The sequence below is a fragment of the Modestobacter sp. DSM 44400 genome, assembly GCF_900107175.1.
Classification (GTDB): Bacteria; Actinomycetota; Actinomycetes; order Mycobacteriales; family Geodermatophilaceae; genus Modestobacter.
The window spans coordinates 46,869-60,877 of sequence record NZ_FNOZ01000019.1 but is presented as its reverse complement, the minus strand read 5'-3'; the positions used below and the strand labels follow the sequence as shown (position 1 = coordinate 60,877).

Sequence of the window (14,009 nt, the reverse complement as noted above, 5' to 3'; positions counted from 1 at the left end):
CATCAGCGGCGGTTAGGGTCCTGTCCGTGTTGCTCGTCGTGTGGATCGTCGTCGCCGTCCTGGCCGTGCTGGTGCTCGGCGGCATCGCCTTCGGCGTGCTCGGCGCCCTCCAGCGGCTCATCCGGGAACTCCGGGGGCTGGAGGGCCAACTGCGTCCGGTCCTGGCCGAGGTGCGGGCCACGGCGGACCGCGTCGCCGCCCAGCGACCGGACGACGGGACGACGACGCCCCGCTGAACACCTCCCGGACGCTCGTCCAGGACCCGGAACTGTCGCCGCTCACGCGTAGAGTTGGCCCCACCCCACGACTCGGAGGACCCGATGAACCTCGGCCCGATGGAGATCGGCCTGATCATCCTGGCCGTCCTGCTGCTCTTCGGTTACAAGAAGCTGCCCGACGCCTCCCGCTCCATGGGGCGCTCGATGCGCATCTTCAAGAGCGAGATGAAGGGCATGAAGGACGACGACCGCGCTGCGGACGTCCCTCCCATCACCCCGGTGCAGGGCCAGATCGCCGCCCCGGCCGCGGCCTTCGCCCCGAGCAGCACGGTCGACTACGGTGCCGCCGACCGCGAGGCCGAGGCGCGCGCCGCCGAGCTCCGTGCGGCCGAGCTGCGTGCCCGCGCCGATCGGGACCGCGCGTCGACCCCGGTCGACGGCACCCGCTGACCTCTCGCACTGACCGCCCGTGACCACCGCAGGGCGCACGCGCGATCGTCGGCCCCGTCGTCCCCCCCGGGACGACGAGGCGACGATGACCCTCGTTGCGCACCTCAAGGAGCTGCGCAACCGGATCGCGATCGCGCTGCTGTTCATCCTCCTCGGCACCGCCGTCTGCTTCTGGTGGTACGAGCACGGGCTGGGCACGTTCATCCGGGCGCCCTACTGCTCGATCCCGGGCGACGATCGGGCGCTCGGGACCGGCTCCACGACCGGTGACTGCCGGCTTCTGGTGACCGACGTCTTCGGCGGCGCCCTGATCCGGCTGAAGATCGCCTTCATCGGCGGCGTCGTCGTCTCGGCGCCGTTCTGGCTGTACCAGATCTGGGGCTTCATCACCCCAGGCCTCAAACGCAACGAGAAGCGCTACGGCGTGGCGTTCGTCGCGGCCTCCAGCTCGCTGTTCGCCCTGGGCGCGGTGCTCGCGTACTTCTCGCTCAAGGCCGGCCTCACGCTGCTGCTGGGCCTGGCCGGGGACGACGTGGCGATCGCACTGACCGCCCAGGACTACATCGGCTTCGTCATCTCCATCCTGCTGGCCTTCGGGGTCAGCTTCGAGGTCCCGCTGATCGCCGTCGTGCTCAACCTGATCGGCGTCCTGACCTACGCGGTGCTGTCCAGGTCCCGCCGGTGGATCTTCTTCCTCACCATCGTCTTCGCCGCGTTCATCACGCCCACCCAGGACCCGTTCACCATGCTGCTGATGGCCGGGCCGATGATCGTGCTGTTCGAGCTGGCCATCCAGGTGGCCCGGGTCGTCGACAAGCGCCGCGCCCGGCGGGCGGTCGCCGACGGGCTGGCCGGCCTGGACGACGACGAGGCGTCCCCGCTGGTGGCCCCGACGGTCCGGCTGGACGACGCGCCCGCCCCGATCGACGAGCCGACCACCACGCCGCGCTGACCCATGCCCGATGACGTGGCTCTGCTGGTCAACGGGGCGGCCGGCCGGAGCTGGGAGCCAGTGCAGCCGCCGACGTCCGGTCGGCCTTTTCCGCCGCGGGGCTGACCGTCCGGGTATCGAGCGCCGGCACCCGGGGCGGGGCCGCGCGGCAGGGGCACACCCCCGTGGCCGACGCCGTCCCCGCCGCGGTGGCCGCCGGGGAGCGCGGGTGGTCGATCGTGCTGTGCTGCGGCTTCGACTCCGCGGTGACCGACCGCGCAAGCCGGCTCCGCCGGCCCCGCGGTCCGCGCCGCTACGACGTGGCCATCGTGGCCGAGCTGCTGCAGCTGCGACCCCGCACGGTCACCCTCACCGTCGACGGCGTGACCAGCCGGCGGGAGGTCACCCTCGTCGCCGTCGGGAACACCGCCTGCTACGGCGGTGGCCTGATCTGCCCGGACGCCGACCCGGCCGACGGTCTCCTCGAGGTGGTCGTCGTCGGCCCGATCGGCCGGCTGGAGCTGCTGCGCACCCGCCCGCGGCTGGCGGGCCGGGACGCACGTCGAAGACCCGCAGTGACCGTGCTGCGCGGCCGCGAGGTGACGCTCGAGGGCGAGGGACTGGTCACCTACGCCGATGGTGAGCCGGTCCGCCCGCTGCCGGCGACGTCGGTGTGCGTGCCCGGCGCGCTGACCGTCGTGGGTAGCGCTCCCGGGCACGCCCGGGGCTGAGGTTCCACCCCGCGCGGTGTCGGTGCCTGCGCTTACGGTTGGGTCATGTCCAGCCCGGCGGAGCGGTACGCAGCCGCGCGGCGGCGCACCCGCCACCCCACGCTCGCCGGCTTCACCGCCGACCTCGGCTTCTCGCTGGACCCGTTCCAGGTCGAGGCGTGCGAGGCCGTGGAGGAGGGCGCTGGCGTTCTGGTCTGCGCCCCGACCGGGGCCGGCAAGACCGTGGTGGGCGAGTTCGCCGTGCACAAGGCCCTCAGCGAGGGTCGCAAAGCGTTCTACACGACCCCGATCAAGGCGCTGTCCAACCAGAAGTACGCCGACCTGGTCGACCGCTACGGCCCGGCGAAGGTCGGCCTGCTGACCGGCGACAACGCGATCAACGGCGACGCTCCGGTGGTGGTGATGACCACCGAGGTGCTGCGCAACATGCTCTACGCCGACTCCCCGGCGCTGGCCGACCTCGGCTACGTGGTGATGGACGAGGTGCACTACCTCGCCGACCGGTTCCGCGGCGCGGTGTGGGAGGAGGTGATCATCCACCTGCGCGACTCGGTCGCGCTGGTGTCGCTGTCGGCGACGGTCAGCAACGCCGAGGAGTTCGGCGAGTGGCTGGTCACCGTCCGCGGCCACACCCGGGTCGTGGTGAGCGAGGTCCGGCCGATCCCGCTGTGGCAGCACATGCTCGTGGGTTCCCGGGTGTTCGACCTGTTCGCGCTGCGCCCGGCGGCGCACGCCGCCGAACTCGATGAGACCCCGCGCGGCCGGTCCACACGCGAACGCGGCGCGGCCGTCGTCGACCCCGAACTGGTCCGCTACGTCAAGGAGCAGGAGCGCCGCTACGACGCCTGGTCCGGCGGAGGCGGCGCGCGCAGTGGCTTCAGCCACAAGTCGCGCTACCGGCCCCCTGGCCGGCCCGAGGTCGTGGAACGGCTGGACCGGGCCGGGCTGCTGCCGGCGATCACGTTCGTGTTCAGCCGAAACGGCTGCGACGCCGCCGTCCACCAGTGCCTGGCCTCGGGGATGCGGCTGACCGACGAGGCCGAGCGGTCGGCGATCGCCGAGGTGATCGACCGCCGCACCGGGTCGCTGCCGGAAGAGGACCTGCACGTCCTGGGGTTCTGGGAGTGGCGGGAGGGCCTGCTCGCCGGGTTCGCCGCCCACCACGCCGGGCTGGTCCCCGTCTTCAAGGAGACCGTCGAGGAATGCTTCGTCCGCGGGCTGGTCAAGGCGGTGTTCGCCACCGAGACCCTGGCGCTGGGGATCAACATGCCGGCCCGGTCGGTGGTGCTCGAGCGGCTGGTGAAGTGGAACGGCGAGGCGCACGTCGACGTCACACCGGGGGAGTACACCCAGCTCACCGGCCGGGCCGGCCGCCGCGGCATCGACATCGAGGGGCATGCGGTCGTCGTCTGGGCGCCCGGCGTCGACCCCACGCTGGTGGCCGGGCTGGCCAGCACCCGCACTTATCCGCTGCGCTCCTCGTTTCGGCCGAGCTACAACATGGCGGTCAACCTGGTGGGCTCCTTCGGCCGCGCCCGGGCCCGGGAGTTGCTGGCGTCGTCCTTCGCGCAGTTCCAGGTGGACCGCTCCGTGGTCGGCCTGGCGCGCTCCGCCGCCCGGCACGAGGCCGACGCGCAGCGGCTGGCCGGGGAGATGCACTCCGACGCCGGGGACGTCGCCGGTTACGCGCGCATCCGCGCGGAGATCTCCGAGCGGGAGAAGGCCCTGTCCCGCGACTCACAGGCCAAGCGCCGACTGGAAGCCAGCGAGTCACTGGCCGCGTTGCGCGCCGGCGACGTCATCCGGGTGCCGTCGGGCCGCCGGCAGGGGCTGGCGGTCGTCCTCGACCCCGGCGTCACCGAGCTCGTCGAGCCGCGGCCGCTGGTGCTGACCGAGGACCGGTGGGCCGGCCGGCTGTCCGCCGTCGACTTCCCTTCGCCGGTGACCGCGCTGGCCCGCGTGCGGGTACCGAAGAACTTCAACCACCGCAGCCCGCACGCCCGCCGCGACCTTGCCTCCACGCTGCGGGCGGCGCGGGTCGAGAACGACCTCGGCGCGCGGCGCACCAAGGGCCGTTCGGCCGCCGCGGACGACCCGGTGCTGGGCGACCTGCGGCACGCACTGCGGGCACACCCGGTGCATGGGCTGCCCGACCGGGAGGAGCGGGTGCGGGCCGCCGAACGGTGGCTGCGCGAGCTGCGTGCCGCCGAGGCACTGCACCGGCAGATGGCCGAGCGCACCGGGTCGCTGACCCGCCAGTTCGACCGGACCTGCGACGTGCTCGAGGAGCTGGGCTACCTGGTGCCGGAGGCGGCCGGCGCGGCATCCGAGCCGGCGCCGGACGAGCCGGTCGAGGAACGACCCCTGGTCACCGACGCCGGACGTCGGCTGGCCCGTATCTGGTCCGAGACCGACCTGCTCACCACCGAATGCCTGCGCGGTGGGGTCTTCCGCGGGCTGACGCCGGCGGAGCTGGCCGCCTGCGTCTCCACGCTGGTCTTCGAGGCCCGCCGAGAGGCGCCCGGGCTGCCCGCCGTCCCGGCCGGGAAGGTGGCCGGGACGCTCGCCGAGATGCGCCGCGTCCGGGCCCGGCTGGCCGACGTCGAGGTCGAGCACGAGGTGCCGCTGACCCGCGACCTCGACCTCGGCTTCGTCTGGGCGGCCTTCCGCTGGGCCGACGGCCAGACGCTGGACCGGGTGCTCGCCGGTGCCGAGCAGGCGGGCACGGAGCTGTCCGGCGGTGACTTCGTGCGCTGGGCCCGCCAGCTCGTCGACCTGCTCGACCAGCTGGCCAAGGTCGCCGACGAGTCGCTCGCCAGGGTTGCCCGGGCCGCGGTGGGCCGGGTGCGGCGGGGCGTGGTGGCGGTGGCGGTCAGCGGCTGAAGGGTCGGTTGCGCACCGCCCGCCGGGCAGGTAGGACACAATCGCTGCGCCCGGCATCCGGACGCCAGCACCGGACCGGGTCGCCGAGGGAGCGACGATGACCCACCCGCCGCACGGGGACGACGACCGGGACGACGTGCGCCCGGTCAGCCCGCCGCCCGTCCCGCCGCCCGCTACCGGGTGGGGCCGGCAGGACCCCGCGCGGGCGTACCCGCCGCCACAGCCCGACCAGCAGTACGGCCCGCCCCCGGGCACCGGCGGATACGGGCAGGAACCGCAGTTCGGCCCCCCAGGCCAGTACGGGCAGCCTTACGGGCAGCAGCCCCAGTACGGGCAGCCCTACGGCCAGTACGGATCGGGCCAGCAGTACGGCCAGCAGTACGGGGAAGGCCAGTACGGCCAGCCGCAGTACGGACCGCCGCAGTACGGACCGCCGCAGTACGCACAGCCCCCGCAGTACGGGCAGTACGGCCAGCCGGGTGGGTGGGGGGAGCCGCCGCAGCCGACCAGGAGGAAGAAGCGGACGTGGCTGTGGCTGACCGTCCTGGCCCTGCTGATCATCGTGCTGGTCGTGGTGCCGACGGTGCTGCGTGGGAAGGCCCTCGACCCCGGGGCGGTGGAGCGCGACGTCGCCGGCCAGTTCGAGGAGCGGAACAGTGTCCCGGTCGCGCTGCGCTGCGACGACCAGATGACCGTCGAGCCGGGGCGTACCTACCAGTGCTCGGGGACCACCGCCGACGGCGACCCGGTGACGATCACCATCACGATCACCGGCGACGATGCCGCCTACACGTGGTCGGCGGGCTGACCGCTCATCCCAGCACGTCCGGCGCCCAGCCCAGGGTCGCGCCCAGCCGGCGCACGGAGTTCTGCAGCCCGTGCGCCTCGGCCAGGGCGGCCAGCGCGTCGGGGTCCGCGGGGCTGCGGGGCAGAGCGCCGTCCACCGGGGGCAGGTCGATCGTGGTGACGACCGCGACGACCGCGGGGGCGGCGTCGAGGTAGTCGCCGGCCGCGTGCAGCTTCTTGAGCACCGCGGCGGTCAGCGGGGCCGTCGGGACGGCGGTGCGGGCAGCGGCCTCGCGGATGGCGGCCAGCGACCCGAAGGCGTTGATCAGCGCGGCCGCGGTCTTGGCGCCCACGCCGGACACCCCGGGCAGCCCGTCGCTGGGGTCGCCCCGCAGCACCGCGAAGTCGGCGTAGGCGCGCCCGGGGATGCCGTACTTCTCGGCCACTGCGGACTCGTCCACGACGTCCAGGTCGTTGATGCCGCCGCGGGCGGTGTAGAGGATGCGCACGCCGCGGGCGTCGTCCACCAGCTGGAAGAGGTCCCGGTCGCCGGTGACCACGTCGACCGGCCCGCGGGCCCGGGTGGCCAGCGTGCCGATGACGTCGTCGGCCTCGTAGCCGGGCGCCCCGACCCGGGCCAGCCCCGCCGCCGCGAGCACGTCGACGAGCACCGGCACCTGCGGGCCGAGCTCGTCGGGCACCTCCTCGCCGCCCTCGGCCGCGACGCGGTGCGCCTTGTAGGAGGGCAGCGCCGCGACCCGGAAGGCCGGCCGCCAGTCGTCGTCCCAGCACGCGACCAGCCGCTCGGGGGAGTGGGCGCCGATCAGCCGGGCGGTCATGTCCAGGAAGCCGCGGACGGCGTTGACCGGCCGCCCGTCGGGGGAGGTCACGCTGGTCGGCACCCCGTAGAAGGCCCGGAAATACAGGCTCGCCGCGTCGAGGAGCATCGTGGTCACGCGAGGAAGGTAACGGGCCGGCTTGGTGACGAGTCGGTGACGACGCCCCGACTCGTCGGCTCCCGTGGTTAGTCTGCCGACGTGGTCGCAGCCCCTTCCTCCTCGCTCCTGGTGTCGATCGATCGCGTGCACGCCGCCCGGGCGGTCGCCGACGAGCTCGGCGTCGACCTGCTGGTGGTCACGCCGGGCTCCGACCTGCGCTACCTGTGCGGCTACTCGGCGCACGCGATGGAGCGGCTGACCGCGCTGGCCGTCCCGCGTCGCGGGGAACCGCTGCTGGTGGTGCCCCGGCTCGAAGTGCCCATGGTCGAGGCCTCCCCAGCCGGCGCGCTCGGCCTGGAGGTGCTGGCCTGGGACGAGACCGACGACGCCTTCGCCCGGCTGGCCGAGGCGGTGACCGCGCGCCTGGGCGCCAGGCCGACCCGGATCGCGGTGGGCAACCGGACGTGGGCCGAGCACGCGCTGGGCGTGCAGCGGGCGATGCCCGGCGCAGCACTCGAGCTGGCGAGCCCGGTCATCGACCGGCTGCGCATGGTCAAGACCCCGGCCGAGGTCGAGGAGCTGGCGCTGGCCGGCGCGGCCATCGACCGGGTGCACGCCGCCATGGCCGGCTGGCTGCGGGTCGGGCGCACCGAGGCCGAGGTGGGCGCCGACATCGCGGCGGCGATCCTGGCCGAGGGGCACGTGTCCGTCGACTTCACCATCGTCGGCTCCGGGCCGAACGGCGCCAGCCCGCACCACGAGCTGTCCGACCGGGTCGTGCAGGCCGGTGACCTGGTGGTCGTCGACATCGGCGGAGAGACCGCGACCGGCTACCGCTCCGACTGCACCCGCACCTACGTCGTCGGCGGTGCTGCCGCCCCCGATGTCGCGGAGTGGTACGCGGTGCTGCAGCAGGCGCAGGAGGCGGCCACTGCCGCGGTGCGCCCGGGGGTCACCTGCGAGCAGATCGACGCGGTGGCCCGCGACGTGATCATCGAGGGCGGCTGGGGCGAGCACTTCATCCACCGCACCGGTCATGGCATCGGGCTCGACACCCACGAGGCGCCCTACGTCGTGGCCGGTAATGACCTGCCGCTGGAGCCCGGGATGGCCTTCTCGGTCGAGCCCGGCATCTACCTGGCCGGCCGCTGCGGCGCCCGGATCGAGGACATCGTGGTCTGCACCGATGATGGTGTCCGGAACCTCAACGGGGGGCCGCGTGAGCTCGTCGAACTCCCCGGCTGAGCCGCCGTCCGGTGGCGGCCCGCCGCCGGCCGCCGACGTCGACCGGGCCCTGCTGAGCGCGCTGGCCCGGGACGGTCGCGCCAGCTACACCGAGCTCGCCGACCGGGTGGGCCTGTCGGTGTCGGCGGTGCACCAGCGGGTCCGCCGGCTCGAGCAGCGCGGCCTGATCACCGGGTACGCCGCCACGGTCGACGCGAAGGCGGTCGGGCTGCCGCTGACCGCGTTCGTGTCGATCACCCCGATCGACGTGGCCCAGCCCGACGACGCGCCGTCCCGGCTGGCCCACCTGAGCGCCATCGAGGCCTGCCACTCGGTGGCCGGGGTGGAGAGCTACATCCTCAAAATCCGGGTCGCCTCGCCCGACGCTTTGGAGGCGCTGCTGGCCGCCATCCGGGCCGCGGCCAACGTGACGACCCGCACCACCGTGGTCCTCTCGACGTACTACGAGAACCGGCCCCCGCTCTGACCTGGCGTACCCGGGCGGTCGACATCCGATCGAACGTGTGTTCGGATGGAGGCATGCGGTGGGATGCGCAACGGCTGGACCTCGACGAGCCGTCGACCCTGCCCGGCCTACCCGACGTCCGGGGGCTGCTGCGCAGCCTGCAGGTGCCGGAGTTCCCGGGGCTGACGCTGCACGAGGTGCGCTGCAAGAGCGCGCTCAACGCGGTCCCGAAAGGCTCGGCCATGCCGTTCGGCCATACCATCAACACGTTCCGGGGCTGCAGCCATGCGTGTGTGTACTGCTTCGCCCGGAGCACCCACGAATGGCTCGAGCTCGACAGCGGCGCCGACTTCGACCAGCAGATCGTGGTCAAGACCAACATCGTCGAGGTGCTCCGCCGCGAGCTGGCCCGCCCGTCATGGCGGCGCGAGCACGTCGCACTGGGCACCAACACCGACCCCTACCAGCGCGCGGAGGGGCGGTACCGGCTGATGCCCGGGGTCATCAACGCCCTCGCCCGCTCCGGAACGCCGTTCTCCATCCTCACCAAGGGCACGCTCGCCCGCCGCGACCTGCCGCTGCTGGTCGCCGCGGCCCGCGACGTGCCGATCGGGATGGGCGTCTCGATGGCCATCTGGGACGACGACCTGCACGCCGCCCTGGAGCCCGGCGCACCCACGCCGCACGCCCGGCTCGAGTTGGTCCGGGCGATCACCGGAGCGGGCCTGCCGTGCGGAGTGTTCCTCGCCCCGGTGCTGCCCGGGCTCACCGACTCCCTCGGCCATCTCGAGGCTGCCATCGGCGCGATCGCCGAGGCCGGAGCGACCGGCGTGACGGTGCTTCCCCTGCACCTGCGCCCGGGCGCCCGGGAGTGGTTCACCGCATGGCTGGTTCGCGAGCACCCGGCCCTGGTGTCCCGCTACAAGACGCTGTACGGGCGGGGCGCCTACGTGCCGGCGGAGTACCGGAGCTGGCTGGCCCGCCGAGTGCCACCGATCATGGCCCGGCACGGGCTGGACCGGCAGAGCGGCGGCTCGGCCCGTGGTGTCGGCGCGGCGGGGGAGGGGAGCGCATCGCCGGACACCGGCCTGCCCGGCGACGAGTCGGCCGGGTTCCCCGCCGGCAGCCTCCCCGTTCGACGGCCTGGGGCCGACCCGCCCGGTCCGCCCGTCCCCGAGCAACTGTCGCTGTGCTGACCGCGAGCGCCTCCCTCAGCCGGCCAGCCGGGCCGCCCGGCTGACGCTGCGTAGCGCCCGCACCGCGCCGCGGGGGCTCACCGGGGGAGCGCCCGCAGCCAACGCCAGCCGACGGTAGGAGTCATAGGACAACGTGAGGTAGTCGGCGGCGAGGCCCTCGACGGCCTCGCGACGGCGAGCGGATGCGGTGGCCCGCAGGTGCAGCGCCGTCCGGACGGCGTGCTTGGCGAAGGTCACCTGCAGCGCCTGGGTCGACAGCTGCCCGCCGACCCGGCTGTCCACGCCGGGCCCGCGGCGCAGCGCCGGCAACACCCACGGGCTCGCCGCCAGGGCCGGGAACCGGGCCCGGACGGACTCCCACGCGTGCCAGGCGGTGAGCGCGCCGGGCACCGACCACTCACCGTCGTCGGTGTGCACCAGCAGCCGCCGGGTGGTCGGGTGCACCTCGTCGCGGCGGAGGGCGCGGAACTGGCCGACCGTCGCCGGCCAGCCCAGCGCGAGGGCACACCAGGCCACCGCACGCAGGTGCTCGGGGGCCTCACCTCGCACCTCGGTGAGCGGCCGCAGCTCCAGGGTCAGCGGCTCCGGCTCCGGGGTGCGGGCCAGCGGCAGGCCGACGCCGCCGTAGCGAGCCACTTTGCTGTAGAGCGCGACGGTCGCCGGCTTCCAGTTCCGGGCGGCGGCCAGCGGCGTCATCCCGGTCTCGGCCAGCTGGTCGGGGCCCAGATCCTGCGCCAGGGCCGCCTCGACCAGCCGGCGCCACTGAGGTTCGTAGCCCTCCGGCGGGGCCAGTCGAGCCCAGGCGCGGTCGGCCGGCGGAGCCGGCATGTCGGGCAGCGGTGGCTGCCACCCACGTTGCATGACGGAAGGTTACCGTTATGCCCAACAAAATGTCGAACATTGTTGGGTCACCTACCCGATGAGGACAACGCGCCCTCCGGGCGCGGACAAGCAGCACCCACCAGGACCCCGGTCAGGATCACCACAGGACCGACCTGCGGACCGTGGGTCGGTCGTGGAGGACAAGCTGCTCGTCGTTAACCCTGCGGGCACCCCGGTGCCGCTGAGTGCGGAAGCCCTGGAGGCTGCCCCGCGCCGCGGCGAGGGGGAGACCGTCGCCGAGCACGACCGGGCGGAGCGGGCCACCGAGGGCCGGCTGACGATGGGGCGGCCGACACCGGGGGAGCTCCCGGCGCGCACGTGGTCCCCGAGCCCAAGGAACAGCACGGTGAGCCTCCGATCGAGCCGGGAAGTCGTTGCGCAAGCCACCGTTCAGCGCGCCGGTTAGGGTCCGCTCATGTTCATCGCGACCTGGCACGACGTCGTGCGCCGGGACCTCTTCGGAGTGCACCCGGACCCCCGGGACCGCCCGTACCGGATCGTCGTCCGGCTGGCGATGCTGGTCTTCACGCTCTTCCGGTTCCGCTTCGACGTCCGCGGCCAGGAGCACGTGCCGGCCTCCGGCGGCGCGATCGTGTGCAGCAACCACGTCAGCTTCCTGGACTTCACCTTCCTCGGGCTGGGCGCGCTGCCGCAGCACCGGCTGGTGCGGTTCATGGCCAAGGCCTCGGTCTTCCACCACTGGTTCTCCGGGCCGTTCATGCGGGCCATGCAGCACATCCCGGTCGACCGCAAGGCCGGCAGCGCGGCGTTCGAGGCGGCGGTGCGGGCGCTCAAGGACGGCCAGGTCATCGGGGTCTTCCCCGAGGCCACCATCAGCAGCTCGTTCACCGTCAAGGACCTCAAGGCCGGCGCCGCCAGGATGGCCGTGGACGCCGGCGTGCCGATCCTGCCCGCGGCGGTCTGGGGCGGGCACCGCATCGCCACCAAGGGGCACAAGGTGGTGCTGCGTCGCGGCGTCGCGGTGACCGTGCTCATCGGGGAGCCGATCGTGCCCGAGCCCGGGGAGAAGGTGCAGGTCGTACTGCGCCGCACGCGCGCGGCCATGGAAGGCCTGCTCGCCGAGGCGCAGCGCAGCTACGCCGACCAGCCGGCCGGGGACGACGACCGCTGGTGGGTGCCCGCGCACCTGGGCGGCACCGCCCCGACGCCGGAGGAGGCCACCCGGATCGACTCCCAGCACGCCGCCGGTCACCGCGTCCACGTGCCGCGGCCGCACCCGGTGAAGCGCCTGGCGGCGCTGGTCGGCCCCCGTCGGGGCCGCTGAGGCTCACCGGTCCCGGCCGGCCAGCTGGTCCAGCGACAGCGGCGCGACCAGCTCGCGCGCCTCGTCCCGGTGCCACCAGGCGCCGGTCGCCCGCCGCTCGGCGCGGGTGGTGAAGCGGTAGCGCATCAGCCGCGCCCGCACGAACGCCGGCCGCTGCGTGCCGTACGGCGCCGAGCGCAACAGCCGCAGCATCGCCGGGTCGGCGACCAGCAGCTCGCCCAGGAAAGGCACCAGCCAGCCCCGGCCGTAGGCGGGGGAGATGCCGACGAACCACAGCATCCAGTCCAGGCGAAGGTGGTAGGGCGCGACCTGCGGCGGACGGCGGTACGGATCGCCGGGCTTGCCGCGGAACTCGTACTCCCGCCATACCGTGTCCGGCCCCGGGTCGGGGTCGTCGGTCGCCTCGACGACCACTTCGCGGCGGACCCGGGTCACCGAACCGAACGCGCCGTAACTGTTCACCAGCCGCAGCCGGGTGAAGCTGGCGTTCATCAGCTGGTGCCGGGACAGCATGTTGCGGACCGGCCACCAGCTGAGCACGACCACCACGGCGGTGAGGACGACGGTGACCCCGGCGAACCAGGCGGGGGAGGAGAGCTGCGCGGACGGGCCGACCGGCAGCACCGCGGCGTACCAGGTGCCGTCGACGACCGACAGCGCGAGAACCAGGGTGAGCAGGTTCAGCCAGGAGAAGTTGCCGCTGAGGATCAGGTAGCCCTGGGTGACCACCATGACCAGCGCGGCGACGCCGGCCACCGGCTGGGGAGCGAGCAGGCCGAAGACGACGACGAGCTGCGTGACGTGGTTGGCCAGCGTCTCCACCTTGTGCAGGCGGGGGCTGAGCCGGTGGAACCACCAGCTGGCCGGGTTGGGCATCGGCTGGGTCTCGTGGTGGTAGGCGAGGCAGGTCAGGTCCCGCCAGCAGCGGTCGCCGCGCATCTTGATCAGCCCGGCGCCGAACTCCAGCCGGAAGAGCAGCCAGCGCAGCAGCCACAGGACCAGCGTCGGCGGCGCGACGTGCGCCGGGCCGAGGAACACGGCCAGGAAGCCGGCCTCGCACAGCAGCGTCTCCCAGCCGAAGCCGTACCACAGCTGCCCGACGTTGACGATCGACAGGTACAGCGCCCAGAGGGCCAGCCAGAGCACCATCCAGCCGGCCAGCGGCAACCGGTCGGCCACCCCGACCAGTGCTGCGGCGGACAGCACGATGCCGGCCCAGCAGCAGCCGGCGAAGAAGCGGTCCGACCAGTAGAAGTGGAACACGCTGGGGGCTTTCCGGAACGTCGTCCGGGCCAGGTACCGCGGCACCGGCGTGAGCCCGTCCGTGCCGATCAGCGGGCGGAACTGGCGCAGCGCGGCGACGAAGGCGATCAGGTAGACCAGCGCCAGCCCGCGGGTGAACATGAGCCGGCTCAGCCAGGCATCCGGCTCAGCGAGCCACTCCATCCCTGCCTCCTCGTGCTCAGCCCGGTGCAGTGAGCCGGAATGCCTCGAGCTCGACGTCGTACCAGCGGCCCAACGGGCCCAGCGGGGTCATGCCCAGCCGCCGGCAGACCCCCACCGACGGCTCGTTGCCCGGCCGGACGACGGCGCAGACCTCCGGGAGCCCGGCATCGAAGCCACGGTCGACGACGGCGCGGGCTGCCTCCGTGGCGTACCCGCGGCCCCAGCTGTCCGGTGCAGGTGCCAGCCGACCTCGACCTCACCGACCCCGTCGGGCAGTGGCTTGAACAGCACCGTCCCGGCCGGGGGGCCGCCGTCCAGCGGGGCGATCGCCCAGCAGCCGTGCAGCGGGTCCAATGCGCGCACCGCTGCCCAGCACTGCACCAGCTCGGCGGCGGGCACGGTCGGCGGACCGTCGAGCCAGCGGGTGACCTCCTCCCGGCCGTAGAGGTCGGTCAGCCGGTCCAGGTCACCGGGCTCCGCCGTCCAGGCACGCAGCCGCAGCCGGTCGGTGCACAGCAGTTCCACCGGTGCTGGCTACCGCCGTCCGGGTGCTCGGAAACCTGACCCGCCGTC

Annotated in this window: 13 protein-coding genes and 1 pseudogene; 10 read left to right on the top strand and 4 right to left on the bottom strand. The window is 73.7% G+C overall.

The features are described 5' to 3' along the window. Positions 1–26: 26 nt before the first annotated feature. The 6 genes from BLW04_RS13395 to BLW04_RS13370 all read left to right on the top strand — a co-directional run bounded on the left by BLW04_RS13395 (position 27) and on the right by BLW04_RS13370 (position 6,021). A complete protein-coding gene (locus BLW04_RS13395; RefSeq protein ID WP_091541786.1) occupies positions 27–236 on the top strand; it encodes a hypothetical protein in 210 nt (69 codons plus the stop codon). A gap of 84 nt (positions 237–320) precedes the next feature. Beyond that, positions 321–668 (top strand): Sec-independent protein translocase subunit TatA, encoded by a 348-nt coding sequence (tatA, locus tag BLW04_RS13390; RefSeq protein ID WP_091541783.1) that lies wholly within the window; start codon positions 321–323, stop codon positions 666–668. Between the two features lie 85 nt (positions 669–753). Beyond that, positions 754–1,620, top strand: coding sequence for a twin-arginine translocase subunit TatC (tatC, locus tag BLW04_RS13385; RefSeq protein ID WP_091541779.1), 867 nt, complete (start codon positions 754–756; stop codon positions 1,618–1,620). Positions 1,621–1,784: 164 nt separating this feature from the next. Beyond that, positions 1,785–2,330, top strand: a complete 546-nt coding sequence (locus tag BLW04_RS13380; RefSeq protein WP_091541775.1) for a hypothetical protein — start codon at positions 1,785–1,787, stop codon at positions 2,328–2,330. A gap of 45 nt (positions 2,331–2,375) precedes the next feature. Beyond that, positions 2,376–5,213 (top strand): DEAD/DEAH box helicase, encoded by a 2,838-nt coding sequence (locus BLW04_RS13375; RefSeq protein WP_091541772.1) that lies wholly within the window; start codon positions 2,376–2,378, stop codon positions 5,211–5,213. Between the two features lie 97 nt (positions 5,214–5,310). Further along, positions 5,311–6,021, top strand: a complete 711-nt coding sequence (locus BLW04_RS13370) for a DUF4333 domain-containing protein (protein ID WP_091541768.1) — start codon at positions 5,311–5,313, stop codon at positions 6,019–6,021. Positions 6,022–6,025: 4 nt separating this feature from the next. Here the strand turns inward: BLW04_RS13370 and BLW04_RS13365 are convergent, their stop codons facing one another. Next, positions 6,026–6,946 (bottom strand): 5'-3' exonuclease, encoded by a 921-nt coding sequence (locus tag BLW04_RS13365; RefSeq protein ID WP_091541881.1) that lies wholly within the window; start codon positions 6,944–6,946, stop codon positions 6,026–6,028. Between the two features lie 90 nt (positions 6,947–7,036). Between BLW04_RS13365 and BLW04_RS13360 the strand changes: the two genes are divergently transcribed. Genes BLW04_RS13360 through BLW04_RS13350 form a run of 3 tightly spaced genes read left to right on the top strand, consistent with a single transcriptional unit; the run spans position 7,037 to position 9,823 of the window. After that, positions 7,037–8,182, top strand: a complete 1,146-nt coding sequence (locus tag BLW04_RS13360) for a M24 family metallopeptidase (protein ID WP_254781509.1) — start codon at positions 7,037–7,039, stop codon at positions 8,180–8,182. Continuing rightward, a complete protein-coding gene (locus BLW04_RS13355; RefSeq protein ID WP_254781507.1) occupies positions 8,157–8,648 on the top strand; it encodes an Lrp/AsnC family transcriptional regulator in 492 nt (163 codons plus the stop codon). The genes BLW04_RS13360 and BLW04_RS13355 overlap by 26 nt, the downstream gene beginning before the upstream one ends. Before the next feature lie 53 nt (positions 8,649–8,701). Further along, the gene (locus tag BLW04_RS13350; protein ID WP_091541758.1) at positions 8,702–9,823 is read left to right on the top strand and encodes an Rv2578c family radical SAM protein; all 1,122 of its coding nucleotides are present in this window, start codon (positions 8,702–8,704) and stop codon (positions 9,821–9,823) included. Positions 9,824–9,838: 15 nt separating this feature from the next. Here the strand turns inward: BLW04_RS13350 and BLW04_RS13345 are convergent, their stop codons facing one another. Then, positions 9,839–10,684, bottom strand: coding sequence for a hypothetical protein (locus BLW04_RS13345; RefSeq protein WP_091541754.1), 846 nt, complete (start codon positions 10,682–10,684; stop codon positions 9,839–9,841). A 436-nt stretch (positions 10,685–11,120) separates the two neighbouring features. On the opposite strand from BLW04_RS13345, the gene BLW04_RS13335 reads away from it, so the two are divergent. Continuing rightward, positions 11,121–11,990: a lysophospholipid acyltransferase family protein gene (locus tag BLW04_RS13335; protein ID WP_091541745.1), complete on the top strand. Its 870-nt coding sequence runs from the start codon at positions 11,121–11,123 to the stop codon at positions 11,988–11,990. 3 nt (positions 11,991–11,993) lie between these two features. Here BLW04_RS13335 and BLW04_RS13330 read toward each other — a convergent pair whose 3' ends face one another. Both BLW04_RS13330 and BLW04_RS13325 read right to left on the bottom strand, forming a co-directional pair. Continuing rightward, on the bottom strand, positions 11,994–13,436 hold the full coding sequence (locus BLW04_RS13330; RefSeq protein WP_091541742.1) for a lipase maturation factor family protein: 1,443 nt from the start codon (positions 13,434–13,436) through the stop codon (positions 11,994–11,996). Between the two features lie 16 nt (positions 13,437–13,452). Next, positions 13,453–13,961 (bottom strand): annotated as a pseudogene (locus BLW04_RS13325) (GNAT family N-acetyltransferase). Positions 13,962–14,009: the final 48 nt, after the last annotated feature.